The 14,013-nt window shown below is 72.4% G+C and carries 20 protein-coding genes; all 20 read left to right on the top strand.

What is annotated here, in order from left to right; translation table 11 throughout:
- Nucleotides 1–143: 143 nt before the first annotated feature.
- The 20 genes from FB563_RS20450 to FB563_RS20360 all read left to right on the top strand — a co-directional run bounded on the left by FB563_RS20450 (nt 144) and on the right by FB563_RS20360 (nt 13,749).
- The gene (locus tag FB563_RS20450; RefSeq protein ID WP_055709337.1) at nt 144–458 is read left to right on the top strand and encodes a hypothetical protein; all 315 of its coding nucleotides are present in this window, start codon (nt 144–146) and stop codon (nt 456–458) included.
- A gap of 44 nt (nt 459–502) precedes the next feature.
- Nucleotides 503–1,279, top strand: coding sequence for a hypothetical protein (locus FB563_RS20445; protein WP_055709336.1), 777 nt, complete (start codon nt 503–505; stop codon nt 1,277–1,279).
- A 187-nt stretch (nt 1,280–1,466) separates the two neighbouring features.
- On the top strand, nt 1,467–2,006 hold the full coding sequence (locus FB563_RS44100; RefSeq protein ID WP_244329060.1) for a hypothetical protein: 540 nt from the start codon (nt 1,467–1,469) through the stop codon (nt 2,004–2,006).
- Between the two features lie 77 nt (nt 2,007–2,083).
- The gene (locus FB563_RS20435; RefSeq protein WP_055710413.1) at nt 2,084–2,617 is read left to right on the top strand and encodes a hypothetical protein; all 534 of its coding nucleotides are present in this window, start codon (nt 2,084–2,086) and stop codon (nt 2,615–2,617) included.
- A gap of 65 nt (nt 2,618–2,682) precedes the next feature.
- Nucleotides 2,683–3,420, top strand: coding sequence for a glycosyltransferase family 2 protein (locus FB563_RS20430; RefSeq protein WP_079049135.1), 738 nt, complete (start codon nt 2,683–2,685; stop codon nt 3,418–3,420).
- Nucleotides 3,413–4,525, top strand: coding sequence for a hypothetical protein (locus tag FB563_RS20425; protein ID WP_055710412.1), 1,113 nt, complete (start codon nt 3,413–3,415; stop codon nt 4,523–4,525). Before FB563_RS20430 ends, FB563_RS20425 begins: the two co-directional genes overlap by 8 nt.
- 34 nt (nt 4,526–4,559) lie before the next feature.
- A complete protein-coding gene (locus FB563_RS20420) occupies nt 4,560–5,021 on the top strand; it encodes a hypothetical protein (RefSeq protein ID WP_055710414.1) in 462 nt (153 codons plus the stop codon).
- Complete coding sequence (locus tag FB563_RS20415; RefSeq protein WP_055710411.1) at nt 5,018–5,356, top strand: hypothetical protein; 339 nt, start codon at nt 5,018–5,020, stop codon at nt 5,354–5,356. Before FB563_RS20420 ends, FB563_RS20415 begins: the two co-directional genes overlap by 4 nt.
- 84 nt (nt 5,357–5,440) lie before the next feature.
- Nucleotides 5,441–6,547: a hypothetical protein gene (locus FB563_RS20410; protein ID WP_055710410.1), complete on the top strand. Its 1,107-nt coding sequence runs from the start codon at nt 5,441–5,443 to the stop codon at nt 6,545–6,547.
- A gap of 300 nt (nt 6,548–6,847) precedes the next feature.
- Entirely contained in the window at nt 6,848–7,345 is a 498-nt protein-coding gene (locus tag FB563_RS20405) for a hypothetical protein (RefSeq protein ID WP_142218833.1), read from the top strand.
- Between the two features lie 100 nt (nt 7,346–7,445).
- A complete protein-coding gene (locus FB563_RS20400) occupies nt 7,446–7,883 on the top strand; it encodes a hypothetical protein (protein ID WP_055709490.1) in 438 nt (145 codons plus the stop codon).
- Nucleotides 7,884–7,990: 107 nt separating this feature from the next.
- Nucleotides 7,991–8,674, top strand: coding sequence for a hypothetical protein (locus tag FB563_RS20395; protein WP_234358003.1), 684 nt, complete (start codon nt 7,991–7,993; stop codon nt 8,672–8,674).
- The gene (locus FB563_RS20390; protein WP_055709487.1) at nt 8,671–9,510 is read left to right on the top strand and encodes a hypothetical protein; all 840 of its coding nucleotides are present in this window, start codon (nt 8,671–8,673) and stop codon (nt 9,508–9,510) included. The genes FB563_RS20395 and FB563_RS20390 overlap by 4 nt, the downstream gene beginning before the upstream one ends.
- A 14-nt stretch (nt 9,511–9,524) precedes the next feature.
- Nucleotides 9,525–9,761, top strand: coding sequence for a hypothetical protein (locus FB563_RS45230; RefSeq protein ID WP_055709486.1), 237 nt, complete (start codon nt 9,525–9,527; stop codon nt 9,759–9,761).
- Nucleotides 9,685–10,224, top strand: coding sequence for a hypothetical protein (locus FB563_RS20385; protein ID WP_324615881.1), 540 nt, complete (start codon nt 9,685–9,687; stop codon nt 10,222–10,224). Before FB563_RS45230 ends, FB563_RS20385 begins: the two co-directional genes overlap by 77 nt.
- Nucleotides 10,225–10,252: 28 nt before the next feature.
- Nucleotides 10,253–11,005 carry a hypothetical protein gene (locus tag FB563_RS20380; RefSeq protein ID WP_055709485.1) on the top strand — a complete coding sequence of 251 codons (753 nt, stop codon included), beginning with the start codon at nt 10,253–10,255 and terminating at the stop codon, nt 11,003–11,005.
- Between the two features lie 356 nt (nt 11,006–11,361).
- Nucleotides 11,362–11,745, top strand: coding sequence for a hypothetical protein (locus FB563_RS20375; protein ID WP_055709484.1), 384 nt, complete (start codon nt 11,362–11,364; stop codon nt 11,743–11,745).
- Complete coding sequence (locus FB563_RS20370; RefSeq protein ID WP_055709483.1) at nt 11,742–12,545, top strand: SPDY domain-containing protein; 804 nt, start codon at nt 11,742–11,744, stop codon at nt 12,543–12,545. Before FB563_RS20375 ends, FB563_RS20370 begins: the two co-directional genes overlap by 4 nt.
- A gap of 29 nt (nt 12,546–12,574) precedes the next feature.
- Nucleotides 12,575–12,931, top strand: a complete 357-nt coding sequence (locus FB563_RS20365; protein ID WP_055709482.1) for a hypothetical protein — start codon at nt 12,575–12,577, stop codon at nt 12,929–12,931.
- Nucleotides 12,928–13,749, top strand: coding sequence for an SPDY domain-containing protein (locus FB563_RS20360; RefSeq protein WP_411573221.1), 822 nt, complete (start codon nt 12,928–12,930; stop codon nt 13,747–13,749). The genes FB563_RS20365 and FB563_RS20360 overlap by 4 nt, the downstream gene beginning before the upstream one ends.
- Nucleotides 13,750–14,013 lie beyond the last annotated feature (264 nt).

The following is a 14,013-nucleotide window of genomic DNA, read 5'->3' as shown; positions in this document are numbered from 1 at the left end:
CGTCCTGGCCGACAACGGACACACGAACCTTCAGGCATTCCCCGCCAGTTCCTCACACCACCGGCACGAAATCCGAGCCGAACCCGTAGCCGACGAGCTGAAGGCATCAACCGTCCTGCCTTCTGCAAGGAGAAATCCACCCGATGCAGCGCCCACCGAACCTGACGGACGCCGAATGGGCCGAATGGCTCCAGTGTCAGGAAGAGGAGGACGAGCTGCTGGCCCAAGTCGCGGACCGCGAAGCCCGGCTGGAAACGGGCGTGATCGACTCGTACGACGAGTACGAGTTCACCTGGGAGTACGCCGACGGCGACCGCCGGTCGCATGAGGGGGAGCCGTCGACAGCCCAGCCCGACCCGGCCACCGCGCCTTGCCACTCAACGCCCGCCTATGGCTGCATCCCGGGCCTCCCGCCGGGCCCGCCACGCACCACCCGCGCCCTTCGCCTCCCGTTCTGAGCCCACAACTCACGCCATCGCCCCGGCGGCCCCCCTTGGAGCACATGAACGCCTACCGCACCGACCTGGCTTCCTTCGCCGACGCGCTCGCCTCGCGCCTGCCCGGCGAATGGACCAGCCAGTACCACCAACACACCCAATACAAGGACCAGTTCCCCCTCAGCGACCGCGTCTGGGACTGCGGACATGTCCAGTGGGCCGTCAGCGAATTCGTCCTCGGCCACCACTGCACGCTGACCGGTCCGGACGACCAGCAGTTGTGCGTCATCGACCGACCGCTGCACCGCCACCAGTTCCTCGTCGCCCCCCTCGCACCCGAGGACGGCGTCAAGCCACACCACTACGACGGTGTGGCCGAACCGAACGGAATCAAGGTCACCAGTGATCCGGCCCGCGCTGCCGCCGCGGTCATCCGCCGGGTCCTACCCCGCTACCGGTACGCGCTGGCCTTCGTACGTCACAACGCGGCCCGCCAGCCGGAGCCTGCGCACCGGCCCGGACCGCCGCCGGTGGCACGCGTGGTCACCCTGACCTGGTATGAGGACGGCGCCCTCGGCACGCCGTACGCACACGTCCCCGAGGACGCCCGCACGACGCTGTACACCCTCGGCTTCCAGTACCACCCCCACCAGGCCGCGTTCCTGCTGCCCGCCGCATACGGCGAGGACGGCCGCGCTATGCGCGTGCAGGCCCTGGTACACCAGCTCGCCCACCGCGGCATCGGCGTGAACCTCCGCCACATCACCGCACCCACCACCACCTCCCCTGGCCCGGCCGTCCCCGCACCGACCAGCGCCTTCGCGCCCGGCCGACACCGGTAAGCCGACCGCCGGCCGCACCCGCCCCTTCCCTCTTCCACAACCTGGGGAAAACGGCCGCACCTGGCTCGGCATAACCGGAACGCCGCGTCTTCAACTACCGCGCGCCTGCCCGGATACGGCTGTTCGCCGCACCTGCACCGCGGCAGCCGTATCCGGGCGCCCCGCCGCTTCAAGGAGCCCCACCCCGATGCAGCACCCCGACTTCGAGCTGTACGACAACGTCGGCCGCGATGCCGACCAGATCACCGCCGCCCGCTACGGCATCGCCACCCGAGACGACCTGCTGCGCTGGGCGAAGCGGGACGCCGAGCCGTTCCTGGCCCAGCACCCGCTGCCCAAGCAGGACCTGCCGAGCCCCGACCTTCGCCCCTACCTCGATGCTCTCGCCGCCGCCGAGACACCAGCGCAGGCCAGTGCGATCACCCGACACCTGCTGGACGCGGCCGAACCGGTGCTCCAGGCGGTGAGCGACTACCTGGTGGCCGCCGCCCGCTGGCGCGGCCAGAACCGCGGTGCGGAACCGGGGTCCCCGCCCAAGATGCTCATGGCAGCGGCCAGCCGCAGCCTGTCCGTGCTGGCCATCGCCGACCAGGCGGACCTGGCGGCCCTGCGCGCCGCATACGACCCGGCACCGACCCCGCCGACCCCGCCCCACAGGCCGACTGGGCCCGGCCTTCCCCCGGCCTCGCCCGGCACCCCTCCCGCCGGCCCGACGCACAGCCGGTAGCCCGCCAACACTTCCGGAGACCTCTTCTGTCGACCCGATCCTTCATCGCCCGTCCTACCAAAACCGGCTACGCCGGCATGTACGTCCACTACGACGGCTATCCCAGCAACCGGCTCCCCCTGCTGCTGGCCGCCTACCAGCACCGCTTCGCCGGAGACGTCGAGGCCATGGCCCGCCACCTCATCGACGACGTGGACTACGGCTGGTCCGAACTCGGCACGGACCTGCTCGACGGCGCTCCCGACGCCCTGCGCCAGGCCCTGACCGGCGGCATGCAGTACCCCAGCCGCAAGTTCACCAACGTCATCAACGCGGACGGCACGCCGGCCGAGCGTGAACTCGTCACGCAGGCCACGACGGGCGGCTTGGACTGGGGCTATGTCCTGCACCCGCACGGCATAGAAGTCATCCCCCTGCCCGAGGAAGACCGCGGCCCCGTCGTGGACTGGACCACCGATCCCCGCGCCCGCTTCAGCGACAGCTACGCGCGGTGGAAGCCCGGCCGGCCCATCCCCGCCACCGTCCCGCTCCGCGCCACTCAACCCAACGCCGCGCCCGCCAAGCCGGCAGCCGCGCCCGCCTCCACGACCCGGTCCAGCGCCCGCCGCTAGCCCCGCTCCGCCCGGTCCTCGCCCCCGCCCTGGAGAACTCCCTGTCTCAGCACACCCGCCCTAAGATCACGGTCGTCATCGCCACCCAGCTCCGGTCCGACCGCCTGCAGTACCTGGCCGCGATGCACGCCAGCCTGCAACGCCAGGGCGTCCCCTGGGAGGCTGTTGTCACGATCGACGGCGCCGACCCCGCCCGACTGCCTCAGCCGCTCGCGGCAGACCCCCGCGTCCGCACCCTCGTGCTGCCCCGCGCGGTGGGAGCCGCCTGTGCCCGCAATCTTGGCCTGAACGAGGTGCGCACCGAGTACGTCAACTGGGCTGACGATGATGACGAGTTCACCACCGACGCCATGGCCGCGCGGCTGACTGCGCTGGAGTCGACCGGGGTTGGCTGGTGCGCCGGTTGGAGCGAGGACCTCCACTCAGACGGGTCGACCACGCTGTGGCGCTGCCCGACGCCGCCCGGTCGGCACGAAGCAGGGGATGTGTGGACGTACTGGCGCTCGCCGGCGCACACCATCCCGATCGGGCCGACCACGATCCTCGCGCGCACCGAGCTGGTGCGGGCCGCCCCGATGGGCGGCCTCGTCCAGGGGGAGGACTACTGCGCGGCCGTTGGCGTCACCAGCCTCGCTCCCGGGATCCTGCTGCCCCAGGCGGTGTACAGATATCGAAAATACGCAGGCCAGATGACGTCCCAGCCCGGATATGGCCAGCTCGAGCCGGCCGCCCGCGAGCATGCCTGGCATTACGGCCGCGCCCTGCGGGCCGCCCTCAACCGCCAGGTGCACGGCCGTGGCTGATGCGCAGATCATCCTCGCCTACAGCCGGGATGCCGGCATCCTCGCCATGCCGTCCGGTACGAAGTACGAGGCCGCGGGCATCGCACTGGAGGCATCAGGATTCCAGCGAGGCGACGCCGGTGTGTACCGCCTGCAGGCTGGGGATCCGGACGCCTCCCGCGCCACCGTGGCCGGCCTGGTCCGCTCGGCCGAGGCGCACGGCGTCACGGTGACGGCCAGCAGCCGGCGCTTCATCGGAGACGCCGCCCGGGACATCGCCCGCGTCCTGTCCGGCCAGTGGGACACCCAGGTCGAGCTGTACTGCCACCCCGTGTGGCAGGAGGATCTCGTGCCGTATCTGTGGGACAGCGGCGAACTCGGCCGCGCCGTGCAGACCGACCGGATCCCCTACGCCGCCACCCTCACCGATGCGGCATCGGGCACCACCCTGCTACTCATCGAGCGCCCCGGCCACCAACTCCACTACCTTGTCGGCGCTTTCGCCCCGGAGCCGTTCGGGGAAGGGTACGGCGATCCGCACGCCCCGCGCAGCATCGTCCTGCCGCCCTTCCCCGGCCGCGCCGCGAGGGAGATCACCGACCGGTACCTGCCCGCCTACGACCGCGCCGTCCACGCCCGCCGGATCACCACCGTCGTCGGCGCCCTCGACCGCATCCGCACCGAGCACGACAACTGGGCCGCGATGGTCGCCTCCGGCCGCTACAGCGACGCCACACCGCTGGATATCGACGCGCTGGGCGCCACGACCGCACAGTTCCTGGACAGCGCCTGGCGGGACTTCCTGACCGTCGTGGACCACGCTCCCGCGCTGCTGGACCGCTGCCGCCCCACCGCCACCCCGTGGCCCGAGGACACCGAGGCCCTGACGCAGCTGGCCGACGCCCTCGGTAAGGCCGAGGCCGTGCGCGAGGAGCTGGCCTTCGGCAGCCCGCTCGCCCGCCCGGAACGCAACCTCCGGACGTGGCCGGCCATCACCACCTGGCTCACCCACAGCGAGCCGTTCCTCCGCCAGGCCCGGGCAGCGACCCCGCACGCACGCTCCGCCCTGGCCGTCTCGGCGCCGGCCCGCGCCCTCCCGCCGGGCTGGCCCGCACCCCACCGGTGACCGCCGCTCTACCGAAAGGGCTCACCCATTGCCTCTGCCCCCTGACGCCTACTTCGCCTTCGGTACCCATCCGCACCACGGCTTCGTCGCCACCGCCACCCCGGCGATGCCCGCCAACTTGGCCCACTGGTTCCTCACCCGCGAGCAGTTCGAGCCGGTCCCGGAACGGCCCGGCATGTACCGGCTCACCGAGCCCGAGCGTGACGGCATGCGACGCACCCGCCAGGCCGTCCACGACCTGCGCCGCCACGGGTATGCCGTGCACGCCGACTACCTGCTCGACCCCGTCATCACCCCCGGCCCGCGCCACAACCCCATGGCCGTCCCCGAGCACACCGAGCGGCGTAACCGCATCGCGCGGGCCGCCGCCGGACGCTCCCCGCAACGCGGCCCGGCACTGACCACCTCCCCGCCCTCGTCCCGGCCGATCCCGCCCAAGCCCGCCTACGCTCCCACCGTCCACCTGACCGCTTCCGCCACCGGACGCTCCCGATGACCGCCGAGCCGATCCGCATCCTCCGCGGGCAGGGCAGCGAGGTCGAGGTGGAAGGCCCGTTGGACCCTCTGGCCGCAGACATCCTGCGCCGAGCACACTTCCTGTTCCAGCCGGCGCTGCGCGGCTACTGGATCCGGCTCCCGTTCGACATGGGGCGCGACTGGGAGAACGAGCACGCGACGTGGGCGGCACAGATGCTCACCGCGGCCCGCTATGCGGTGGACCTCGACCCCGACCTGCGCGCCGACACCCCTGAGCAGGCCGCACCGCCGGCACCGGCACGCCCGCCGGTCATGACCGCGCAGGCCCCGCCCGGGCGCCGTGCCCAACGCTGACCTTCCCGACCATCAGGAGAAGCGATCAACCACACCCTCACGGCCCGCGAACTCGCGGAGTGTGCGCGTGGCTTCCGGCTGCGGATGGCCGTCATCGACCGCGAGACCCAGACCGCGCTGGACACCACCCAGGACCGCTACGGACGCACCGTCCACTACCACGCCGCGGCAGCCGCCCGCGCCCGCCGCAACGCCGCAGCCGCCGAGGCATACACCACGCACCTCGCCCCGCACGCCGCCGGACTGCTGGAGGCAGCCCACAGCACCCTCGACGAACTGCCGCCCGCCCGGCACACCACCGCATGGCGAGCCCTGCTCGACTCCCTCGCCGCCTCCCACGCCGAGATCACCCGCATCCTCGGCCGCCCCGCCGCCCCCGGCTCCGCCGCCGAGCGCGAGCAGCACCAGGCCCTGTGGCCCCACCTCGCCGTCTGGGCGGACCACGGCTCACTCGCCGCCGACCTCGCCGACCAGCACCACCGGCCCGAAACCGGATCCGGCCTGACCGCCGAAGAAGCACAGAGGTGGACACACCAGGCCCAGGCCGCGCAGCGGCGGGGCGAGTTGGACCTGATCGAGTCGTGGTACGCCGCCGACGGCCGACGTATCACACTCGCCTACCTGGTCGAGGACGACACCTCGACCGTCATCGCCCTCACCGGCGACCCCGATGCGCCCGGCTGGCAAGTCATCGGGCACTACAGCGACGAGTACGCCGCCGAACGGGCGCTGCCCCGCCGCGTCCCACCCGGAGTCCTGCGGCCGGACACCTCGCGGTTCAACCGCCCGGAACCCGCACCCGAAGTGCCCCTGCACGAGCTGCTCCAGGACATCACCGAAGCCCGCTCCGCCGGCGACGTCTCCGAGACACTGCTCACCGCCACCCAGCACGGCTACGACGCAGGCCCGATGGTCCGCCTCCAGGAACTCCTCCACACCGCCGGTCATTTCGCCGCCGCGTTGGAGACCGTGCAGGGTCGGCAGATCGCCGCCCGCCTCGATGCCCTCGGCCGGCAACTGGACTTCCTCACCCGCGAGGTCAAGGACGCAGCCGAGGACCTCGGCGCCACCGTCGCCGTCCTGCCACCGCACCGCACCCCGACGCCGCCGCGGATCCGCCCGCGCCCCGCCCTGGACACCACACTCCCGCCGCCGCCTCCCCGCACCACGGCCCCCGCACACCACACGTAGCGCACCCCTCTTCCCGTCCGGGCGGCGGCAGTCGGACCTGACCGCCTCGACGGCCCCGGCACCGCGCCGCATCTCCAGCGCGGTGCCGGGCAGATCCGCCCCTCTTGCCATCTCGTCCGCGGCGCCCCTGGCCATTACCGGCACTCGCCAGGCCGATGACACCGGCATTCACCGTGCCGACGCCGGTGAACACCCCGAACCACCGGCGTGCGCCTGTCCTGTCCCCGCAGGGCCGTGCCGCACCCCTGGCCGCGCCTGTCACCGCGCCCACTACCAACCGACTTCAAGGAGAAATCATCTATGGCCGTCCGTACGCAGTGGAATGTCACACACGCTTGCGGCCACGAGGTCGTCCATGACCTGTCCGACCGCCCCGCAGACCGGCGCGCCGGATTCGCTCGCTGGCTCGAAGGCAAGGACTGCACGACGTGCTGGAAGGCGGCACGCGACGGCGACACCGCCTCCAAGGAGCAGTGGCTGGCCGCCAAGCGCGCCGAGGAGCAGCAGGCCGCGAAGGAATGGGCCGAGCGCTTCGACATGCCGCCGCTGGAGGGCCCGGAGCGGGCCCTGGACTGGGGAGAGCGGTCCCGTCACCAGCTGATGACCGCCGCGCACACCGCCCTGGTCATCGAGGGCACGTGGGACGAGGCGGACTGGGCGGAGCTGGAGGAGAAGGCCCGCTCGGTCACCAGGGCCGGATGGTGGATCGACCAGAGGGATGCGCAGGGCGCTGACCTGCTGGAACTTCTCGACGCCGCCACCGAGCAGGACCGAGGGACGGAGAACCCGTTCCGCTGACGGCGACGGACCATACCCGACGATCGGCGGTTGGCCAACCGCTCGATTCTCCGGACGATTGTTGCTCCCACCGCCACCCGATCCGCGTGGAGAGGACCGCATGATCCCGCCCTCTTGGACTCCTCCTGCCATCCCGGCGTTCTCACCGATACCCGACCCGCTCACCCCCGACCGGGACATCACTCACGCCCACTTCCAGGCAGGCGACCAGGTCGTCGTCATCAAGGGCGTGGCCGGCGGGGAACTGTGGGGTGATGCGGTACGCGTGGTCGCCCCGTCCTGGCACACCCCGACCGACGAAGACGGATGGCGGCTGCGCGACCCCACCGGCGGGGCGCAGACGTTCACCACCGCTCACCCCCGCTACCTCGTGCACCTCAAGCGCCCCTGCCCGGACTGCCTGATCTACCTGCGCGCCATGGAGGACTATCTCCTGCCGAAGTACGGCGGGAACGACGCGCTGATCGACTGCGGCTGGTACACCACCACGGCCCTGAACCAGCTCGTGCACATCGCCGACGCGCGAGGCGGCAGGTGAGCCTGCCCCGGCGCCGTCCCGGCCGTGCCCTCGCCCTCCTACGCGCCCGAGCCCGGGCCACCGCGAACCCAGCGGACCCGTTCTGGCCGTCCCGCCTGGCAGCGGACTTGCGCGAACTCGACGCGGACTGGCGGGAGTCGGCCGAGGTCTGCGCGGATGCCGCCTGGACGGCTCGCACCAGCGGACACAGCGTCTTGAGCCTGCTGAACCCGGTCCAGGTCATTGCGACCGGGGCGGATCCGGTGCCCGACCGCACCGTGTGGCACCTATATCTGAGCGCCCTGCGCTACGACTTCCGCTGCCCCACCCTCCAAGCCTTCGTCGAACAGCTCCCGCAGACTGCCCGGGAGACGCTGGACTGCTACAGCCGGGCCCTGTACGCCTTCGCGCTGCTGGGCCAGTCCCGCCCCGACGGCCTGGTGGTGATGGACGAGGTCCTGGCCGAGGCCGGGGACCACGCCAAGACCGTGCACGTCCTCCTCCACGGCCTGTGGCTCGGCCAGCACCTTGACCATGGAGCCGAACGGCTCCTCGCCCTGAGCAGTCGGCCGCCCTTCGAGGCCGGGCAGGGCCCGATCGTGCTCTTCCGCAGGGCCGGCGCACTGCGCCGCCTCGGCCGATACGACGACGGGCTCGCCACGATCGACAAGGCCCTGGACCTTCTGCCACCGGGCGACACCGCGGTCCACGCCGACCTGGTACGCGAACGCTCCCTGATCGCCGCAGCCCACGACCTGCACCACCACCACGAGCACCAACTGGCCCCGGCAGCAGGAGGTACACCGGCGTGATCCCACGCGTCAACGAGCGGACCAACGCCCCGCACGATCCGCTCAGTGAGGCGTTGGGACGGGATGTGCCGATCGAGGGGGGTCTGCCGGAGCACTCCGTCGTCGCTTACTGGCCGGGCCTGGACTCCTACACCCTGGAGGACGAGCAGGCGACGTGGACTGCGGCCCAGTGGGCCGAGCATCTCGAAGACCCGCTGCTGGAGCACCCGTTCGCCACCAGCCCGCGCGGGGACCGGCGGGCGATCTTCCACCTCGTTGTGCGGCTCCATCCCGACGACCGTGACCTGGCCGCTGCGGAGTGGGCCGAGGCCGCCCGCCGTCTGGCCCGTGCCGCCGGCGTCGAGAGGCCCGGCGACACAGGCGGCTGCCACTGGATCGCGGTGCAGGGCAAACCCGGGCGCCTCGATGTGATCGCCAACCTGATCAGGCTCGACGGCTCTTGGCAGCAGCAGCCCGCTGACCTTGGGCGACGTCTCGCGCACGAGGCTCGCCGCATCGAGCAGGACCTGCACCTGATCGCTCCCGCACCCCAGGCCCGATCGGTGCCGACGGCCTCGGCCCAGCTCGCGGAAGTCCTCACCCAGCTCGCCGATGAGCATTCCGGCCCGCTGGCCGCCGTACGGGGCCTGGTCGAACACACCGCCCACCGCATCGCCCGCCACCCCGGCGGCGCCGGAGCCGACGCGGCCCACCGCCTGGAGCTGATCGCCTACCGCCTCCACGGCATCCAGCAGGACCTCGACGCCACGGCCGCCCACCTCACCACCGCGCCCCGCCCGCGCACTGCCACTCCGGCACCGGCCGCTGCCCGGGCCACCGCACGACGATCACCGTAGGAGAAACGTTCCCTTTGCCCCTTGCCGACCGGTTCCTGACCATCCACCGGGACCCGCACTCTGAGGAGGTCCTCGCCCGCGGCGGAGATGCCGAGGCTCACAGCGTCCTGCAGCGCGCGGGCTTCATCCCCGTGGTCCGCGTCCACGAGTCCTACCACCGCGCTCCCACCGGCCTTGACGAGGACGACGAGAGGCAGCTGGCGGCTGAGGCCGTGGCCCGGCTTCGGGCCGTCGGCTACCACGTCGACTGAGACCTCGGCTTCGACACCGACCGCCGCCCGGCCCCGCGACCTGCCCCTCGGCGCTGCGGTCGCCCAGCTCGCCGAGCGCATCCGCCAGGCCACCACCACCGACGAGGCCGCCGGCGCACTCACCGAGCTGACCGCCTCCCACGACGGCATCCTCGCCGCCATCGACCAGATCCTCACCGCCACGGCCGAGTTCCACGACGGCCTCGGTGATGCGGCCGATGCGCACATCGCCCGGCGCCTGCGCTACCTCGCCGACGAACGGCTGCACGTCATCCGTACCGACCTCGCCCACACCCGCGACGCGCTCGCCGACCGGCACGCCCCGCACCACGGCCGCAGCACCTGCAGCGAACAGGTCCCCGCCCACGAGCGTGAACGGTCCGCCGTGTGCGCCTGCCCACCGCCGCCGCGCTCCGCTCCCGTCGCGCCCCCGCCGCCCGTGGCCTCGCGGGTGCGCCGCTGACCCCGCCCCACCTCGTTCAAGGACACCATTGCACGACCACGAAGATTCCGGGCGCCTCGCCTCGTTCGCCGACGTCCTCGCCGGCGAACTCCCCGACACCTGGACCAGCACCCACCACCCCACCGCGCACAAGGACGATCTCGCCGAACTGGCCGACCGCATCTGGGACATGGACCTCGTCGCCGAGTCCCTCGCCCAGCATCCCCTCCGCGAGGCAGCCGTCCTGACCCGCACGGACGGTGCTCAGCTTGCCGTACTCGACCGGCACGACAAGCGCGACGGATTCCTCATCGCCGCCATCGCCCCTGCCAGCCTCCCCGACGAGGCGTACCGCGGCATCCGTGAACCCAACGGCATCGCCGTGAGCGATGATCCGTTCCACAGCGCCGAGCTGGTCGCCGGCGACCTGCTGGCTCGCTACGACGCAGCCCTCGCCCAGGCCCGCCATAACGCCCGCGCCGACGTCCAGCCCTCGCAGCCGGACCGCGTCGTTTTGACCTGGCAGTCCGACGGCAGCCTCGCCGCCGCTCCCGCCGGCGAAATGGCCGCCGCCGTGCTGGCCGCCAACGGCTTCGTCCACGACCTGCAGACGGGCATATACCGGCTCAGCGGCGACGACACAGCGGTGCAGGCCCGGGCCGTACGCGCGGCAGGCTGGCAGCTCGACGCCTGCGGCATCGCCACCGCGCTGCAGCACCCTTCCGGCCGGATCGCGCCCACCGCGACACCGCCTGCGCCGCCGCCGGCCCCGGCTCGCGCGTCGGCTATCAGGGGCCGATGAGGAGATCCTCCTCGCGCGCAACCGCCCCGTAGCGCAGCCAATGGCCGGCGTCGGCAGCATCAATGCCCGCCCTGCCGTCCGGCGCGGCCGGTAGCACCGATCGGCGGCCCCGGCACCCGGGCCGGGGCCGCCCGCCCGCATCCCCGACCGGAGAACCCTGTAACACCCCATACTCCACCACCGATCCGTCGGCATCTCACCCCACGCCTCGCGACAGCGCTGTTCCGCCCCTACCTGCGCACCTGCATACCCACTGGCCCGCACCCTCTGGCTGGCGCACGCCCCGAGGCGCTCCCCGGCGATGCCGGGCGCACCGGCCACCACCGCTGATCCCCAACCCCCTGCCCAGGAGGAGCATGCCCGACCCCATCTCGTACCCGCTGCGCCTGGCTGATGAGATCACCCGTCAGCTCGGCCAGCTCGCCGACCACCTCGCACACCTCCCCCCGCATCAGGCCACGCAGGTCATCGCCCGCGTGGTGGACGCCGAAGACGGAGTCCTCGGCGGCGTCACCCGCCTGGTCGCCACCAGCAGCGTGTTCGCCAAGGTCCAAGCCGAGCGCGGCGCGCTGCCGCCGGAGGTGTGGCTCGCCCTCGGGCGCGCCGCCAATGAACTCGACGCCATCGGCGGGGACCTGGACGAACACCACGACCACCTGCACCAGGTCAGCACCCTCACCGGCGTCGGGACTGCGCAGCCGCCACAGCCCGCCCCGCTCGTCATCCGGCGGCGCCGATGAGCAGGAAGCAGTGGCAGGGCTGGGGCCCGGGCGAGCAAGCCGAACAGCATTACCTCGTCGAGCCCCGCGCCCTCGCCGGCGGCGGCGACCTGCGCCACGTCTCAGAGTTCCTGCGCGCCTCCGGCTGGCGTGATGCCTCCAAGCCGGGCGGTCCGCTGCTCATGGAGAGCCCCGACCGCGCCGTTCGCATCAGCTACGACCCCTATATCCAGCCGGGCGGGTGGACCATCCACGGCAAGGCGACCGGGCAGCAGGAGGAGTGGTGGGCGACGCTCGGCCGGCAGACGCCGGTGGAGATCGTCGCCGGGCTGACCGACGCTCTCACCCGCCCCCGCTCCGCCCACGCCCCCAACGTGTGGGAACCGCTCCAGGACCAGCACTGGAGCACTCAACCCAACGCGGGGCACTACACCGCGACCAGCCCGGACGGATCGGCGTGGATGCAGTTCCACCAGGACGGACGCGGCAGCGCGATGTGGTGGTCCGGAGCACGGGACCAGCAAGGCAACGGGTGGACCGCGAGTTTCAGCGCCACCACCCCGATGCACCTCGTGCAAGCCTTCTCCGCCGCCCTGGCCAGTCCCGAGCCGGTGATGCGCCCGCGCGGACGCGTCCCGCACAGCGCACAGATTCGCACCACCTCCGTCTCCGTCTTGCCCTCCCAGCTCAGCGCCTGGCAGCAGACCCGGATCACCGCCGCCCGCGCCGCTACCTGGGCCCGCAACTCCGTCCGCGGCAACCGTCCCCGCACCACCGCCCGTCCGTATGCCCACGCCGGCGGCGCCCGCGCCCGCCGCTGAACCCCACCATCCCGCCACCGAGGAGTCCTGTGCCCGCACTCACCCCGGACACCATCCGCACCGCCACCGAAACGCTCTGCGACCTGACCGAATATCTGCGCGAGGGCGCCGACCTCGACGAGGCCCTCGCGCTCGTCGAGCCGCTGCTGGACGAGTACACCGGCATCCCCGTCCAGCTCGGCGACACCCTGCGTGCCCTCGCCCGCGCCGTGCAGAACCACCCCGGCATCCCGCACACGGCCGAAGCCGCCCTGCTGGTCTCCGAGTTGCGCTCTGCGGCATGGGAGCAGAGCGACCAGCACACCCTCCACTACGTCCTCGACGACCTGCGCAACCTGTCTGCGAAGACCCCGACGACCGCCCCGGGGTGCTGCCGGTGCCGGTGAGCGAACGGCAGCTCGCCGCCTTCGCCGAAACCCACGCCTGGCGAATCCCCTTCGACACCGGCCCCCGCCACCTGGCCGGCCCCGGAGACGGCCGCCACGTCACCCACGGCCTGGCCGCAGCTGGCTGGACCCACACCTCCGACCCGCTCAGCCCCGAGATCGTCCTTCGCAGCCCCGACCACCGGCACAGCCTCCAGTTCGACCCGCAGTCCGCCACCTCCGCCTGGTGGCGGCTGCGGGCCGAACCCACCGGCACCGAGCCCGGCTGGTACGCGGAGTTCGGCGAACTCGTGCCCGCCGAACTCCTCGGCAGCCTCACCGACGCCCTCATCACCCCACCACCCCGCGAACAGCCCAGCCCCTTCCAGGTATTGGAGTCAGCAGGCTGGCAGCTGGACACCCACGCGGCGCGCTCACCGGACGGGATGTGCCACGTAGAACTGCTGCTGCGGCGCGATCTGGGGGATTGTGAACCGGCGCGCTGGAACGTGGAAACCTGCGAGCCGGGATACGGCACCCCGAGGGGCCCGCGGATCTGGCACGCCTGGTTCGACAGCCGCACCCCCGCTCACCTGGTCAACGCCTTCGTCACCGCGCTCGCCGACCCAGCCCCCCTCCAGCGCGGCATGTACGACCGCACCGCCCACTACAGCGTCGTGCAACAGCCGAGCCCCCTCACGCCGCAGCAGGTCGTCGCAGCGCACACCGCCCGGCTCGACGCCTTGCGCGCCCAGGCGCGCGCCGCCCGCCGCCGGCAGCCGAAAACCACGGCAGCCCCGGCGAAGACCAGCACCACCCGTGCGACCGCGCACCGCTGAGTAAGGACCGCACCATCACCCTCGAACCCACCGCTCACCGCGACGTCCTGCACCACCTCGACGGCTTCCTCGACGACAGCAAGAAGATCCTCGACTCCTGGGACGCCTACTCCGACGAGCACACCGACCCCGACGGCTGGCCCCACGACGAGACCGCCTACGGCCTGCGCGCCAGCCAGCGCGACGCCGACACCGCCGCCGCGTTCGAAACCGTCCGCCCCGGCGCCCGTCACCTGCTCGCCACGGCCGAGACGCAGCTCGCAC

The sequence above is a fragment of the Streptomyces puniciscabiei genome (assembly GCF_006715785.1).
GTDB lineage: Bacteria > Actinomycetota > Actinomycetes > Streptomycetales > Streptomycetaceae > Streptomyces > Streptomyces puniciscabiei.
The sequence above is the reverse complement of the archived record's forward strand: the minus strand, read 5'-3'. Positions and strand labels throughout refer to the sequence as shown.

Excerpts from the sequence above, each read along its gene's own strand:
- FB563_RS20450 (WP_055709337.1), top strand. The coding sequence starts at position 144 with ATGCAGCGCCCACCGAACCTGACGGACGCCGAATGGGCCGAATGGCTC.
- FB563_RS20445 (WP_055709336.1), top strand. The coding sequence starts at position 503 with ATGAACGCCTACCGCACCGACCTGGCTTCCTTCGCCGACGCGCTCGCC.
- FB563_RS44100 (WP_244329060.1), top strand. The coding sequence starts at position 1,467 with ATGCAGCACCCCGACTTCGAGCTGTACGACAACGTCGGCCGCGATGCC.
- FB563_RS20435 (WP_055710413.1), top strand. The coding sequence starts at position 2,084 with ATGTACGTCCACTACGACGGCTATCCCAGCAACCGGCTCCCCCTGCTG.
- FB563_RS20415 (WP_055710411.1), top strand. The coding sequence starts at position 5,018 with ATGACCGCCGAGCCGATCCGCATCCTCCGCGGGCAGGGCAGCGAGGTC.
- FB563_RS20410 (WP_055710410.1), top strand. The coding sequence starts at position 5,441 with ATGGCCGTCATCGACCGCGAGACCCAGACCGCGCTGGACACCACCCAG.
- FB563_RS20405 (WP_142218833.1), top strand. The coding sequence starts at position 6,848 with ATGGCCGTCCGTACGCAGTGGAATGTCACACACGCTTGCGGCCACGAG.
- FB563_RS20400 (WP_055709490.1), top strand. The coding sequence starts at position 7,446 with ATGATCCCGCCCTCTTGGACTCCTCCTGCCATCCCGGCGTTCTCACCG.
- FB563_RS20375 (WP_055709484.1), top strand. The coding sequence starts at position 11,362 with ATGCCCGACCCCATCTCGTACCCGCTGCGCCTGGCTGATGAGATCACC.
- FB563_RS20370 (WP_055709483.1), top strand. The coding sequence starts at position 11,742 with ATGAGCAGGAAGCAGTGGCAGGGCTGGGGCCCGGGCGAGCAAGCCGAA.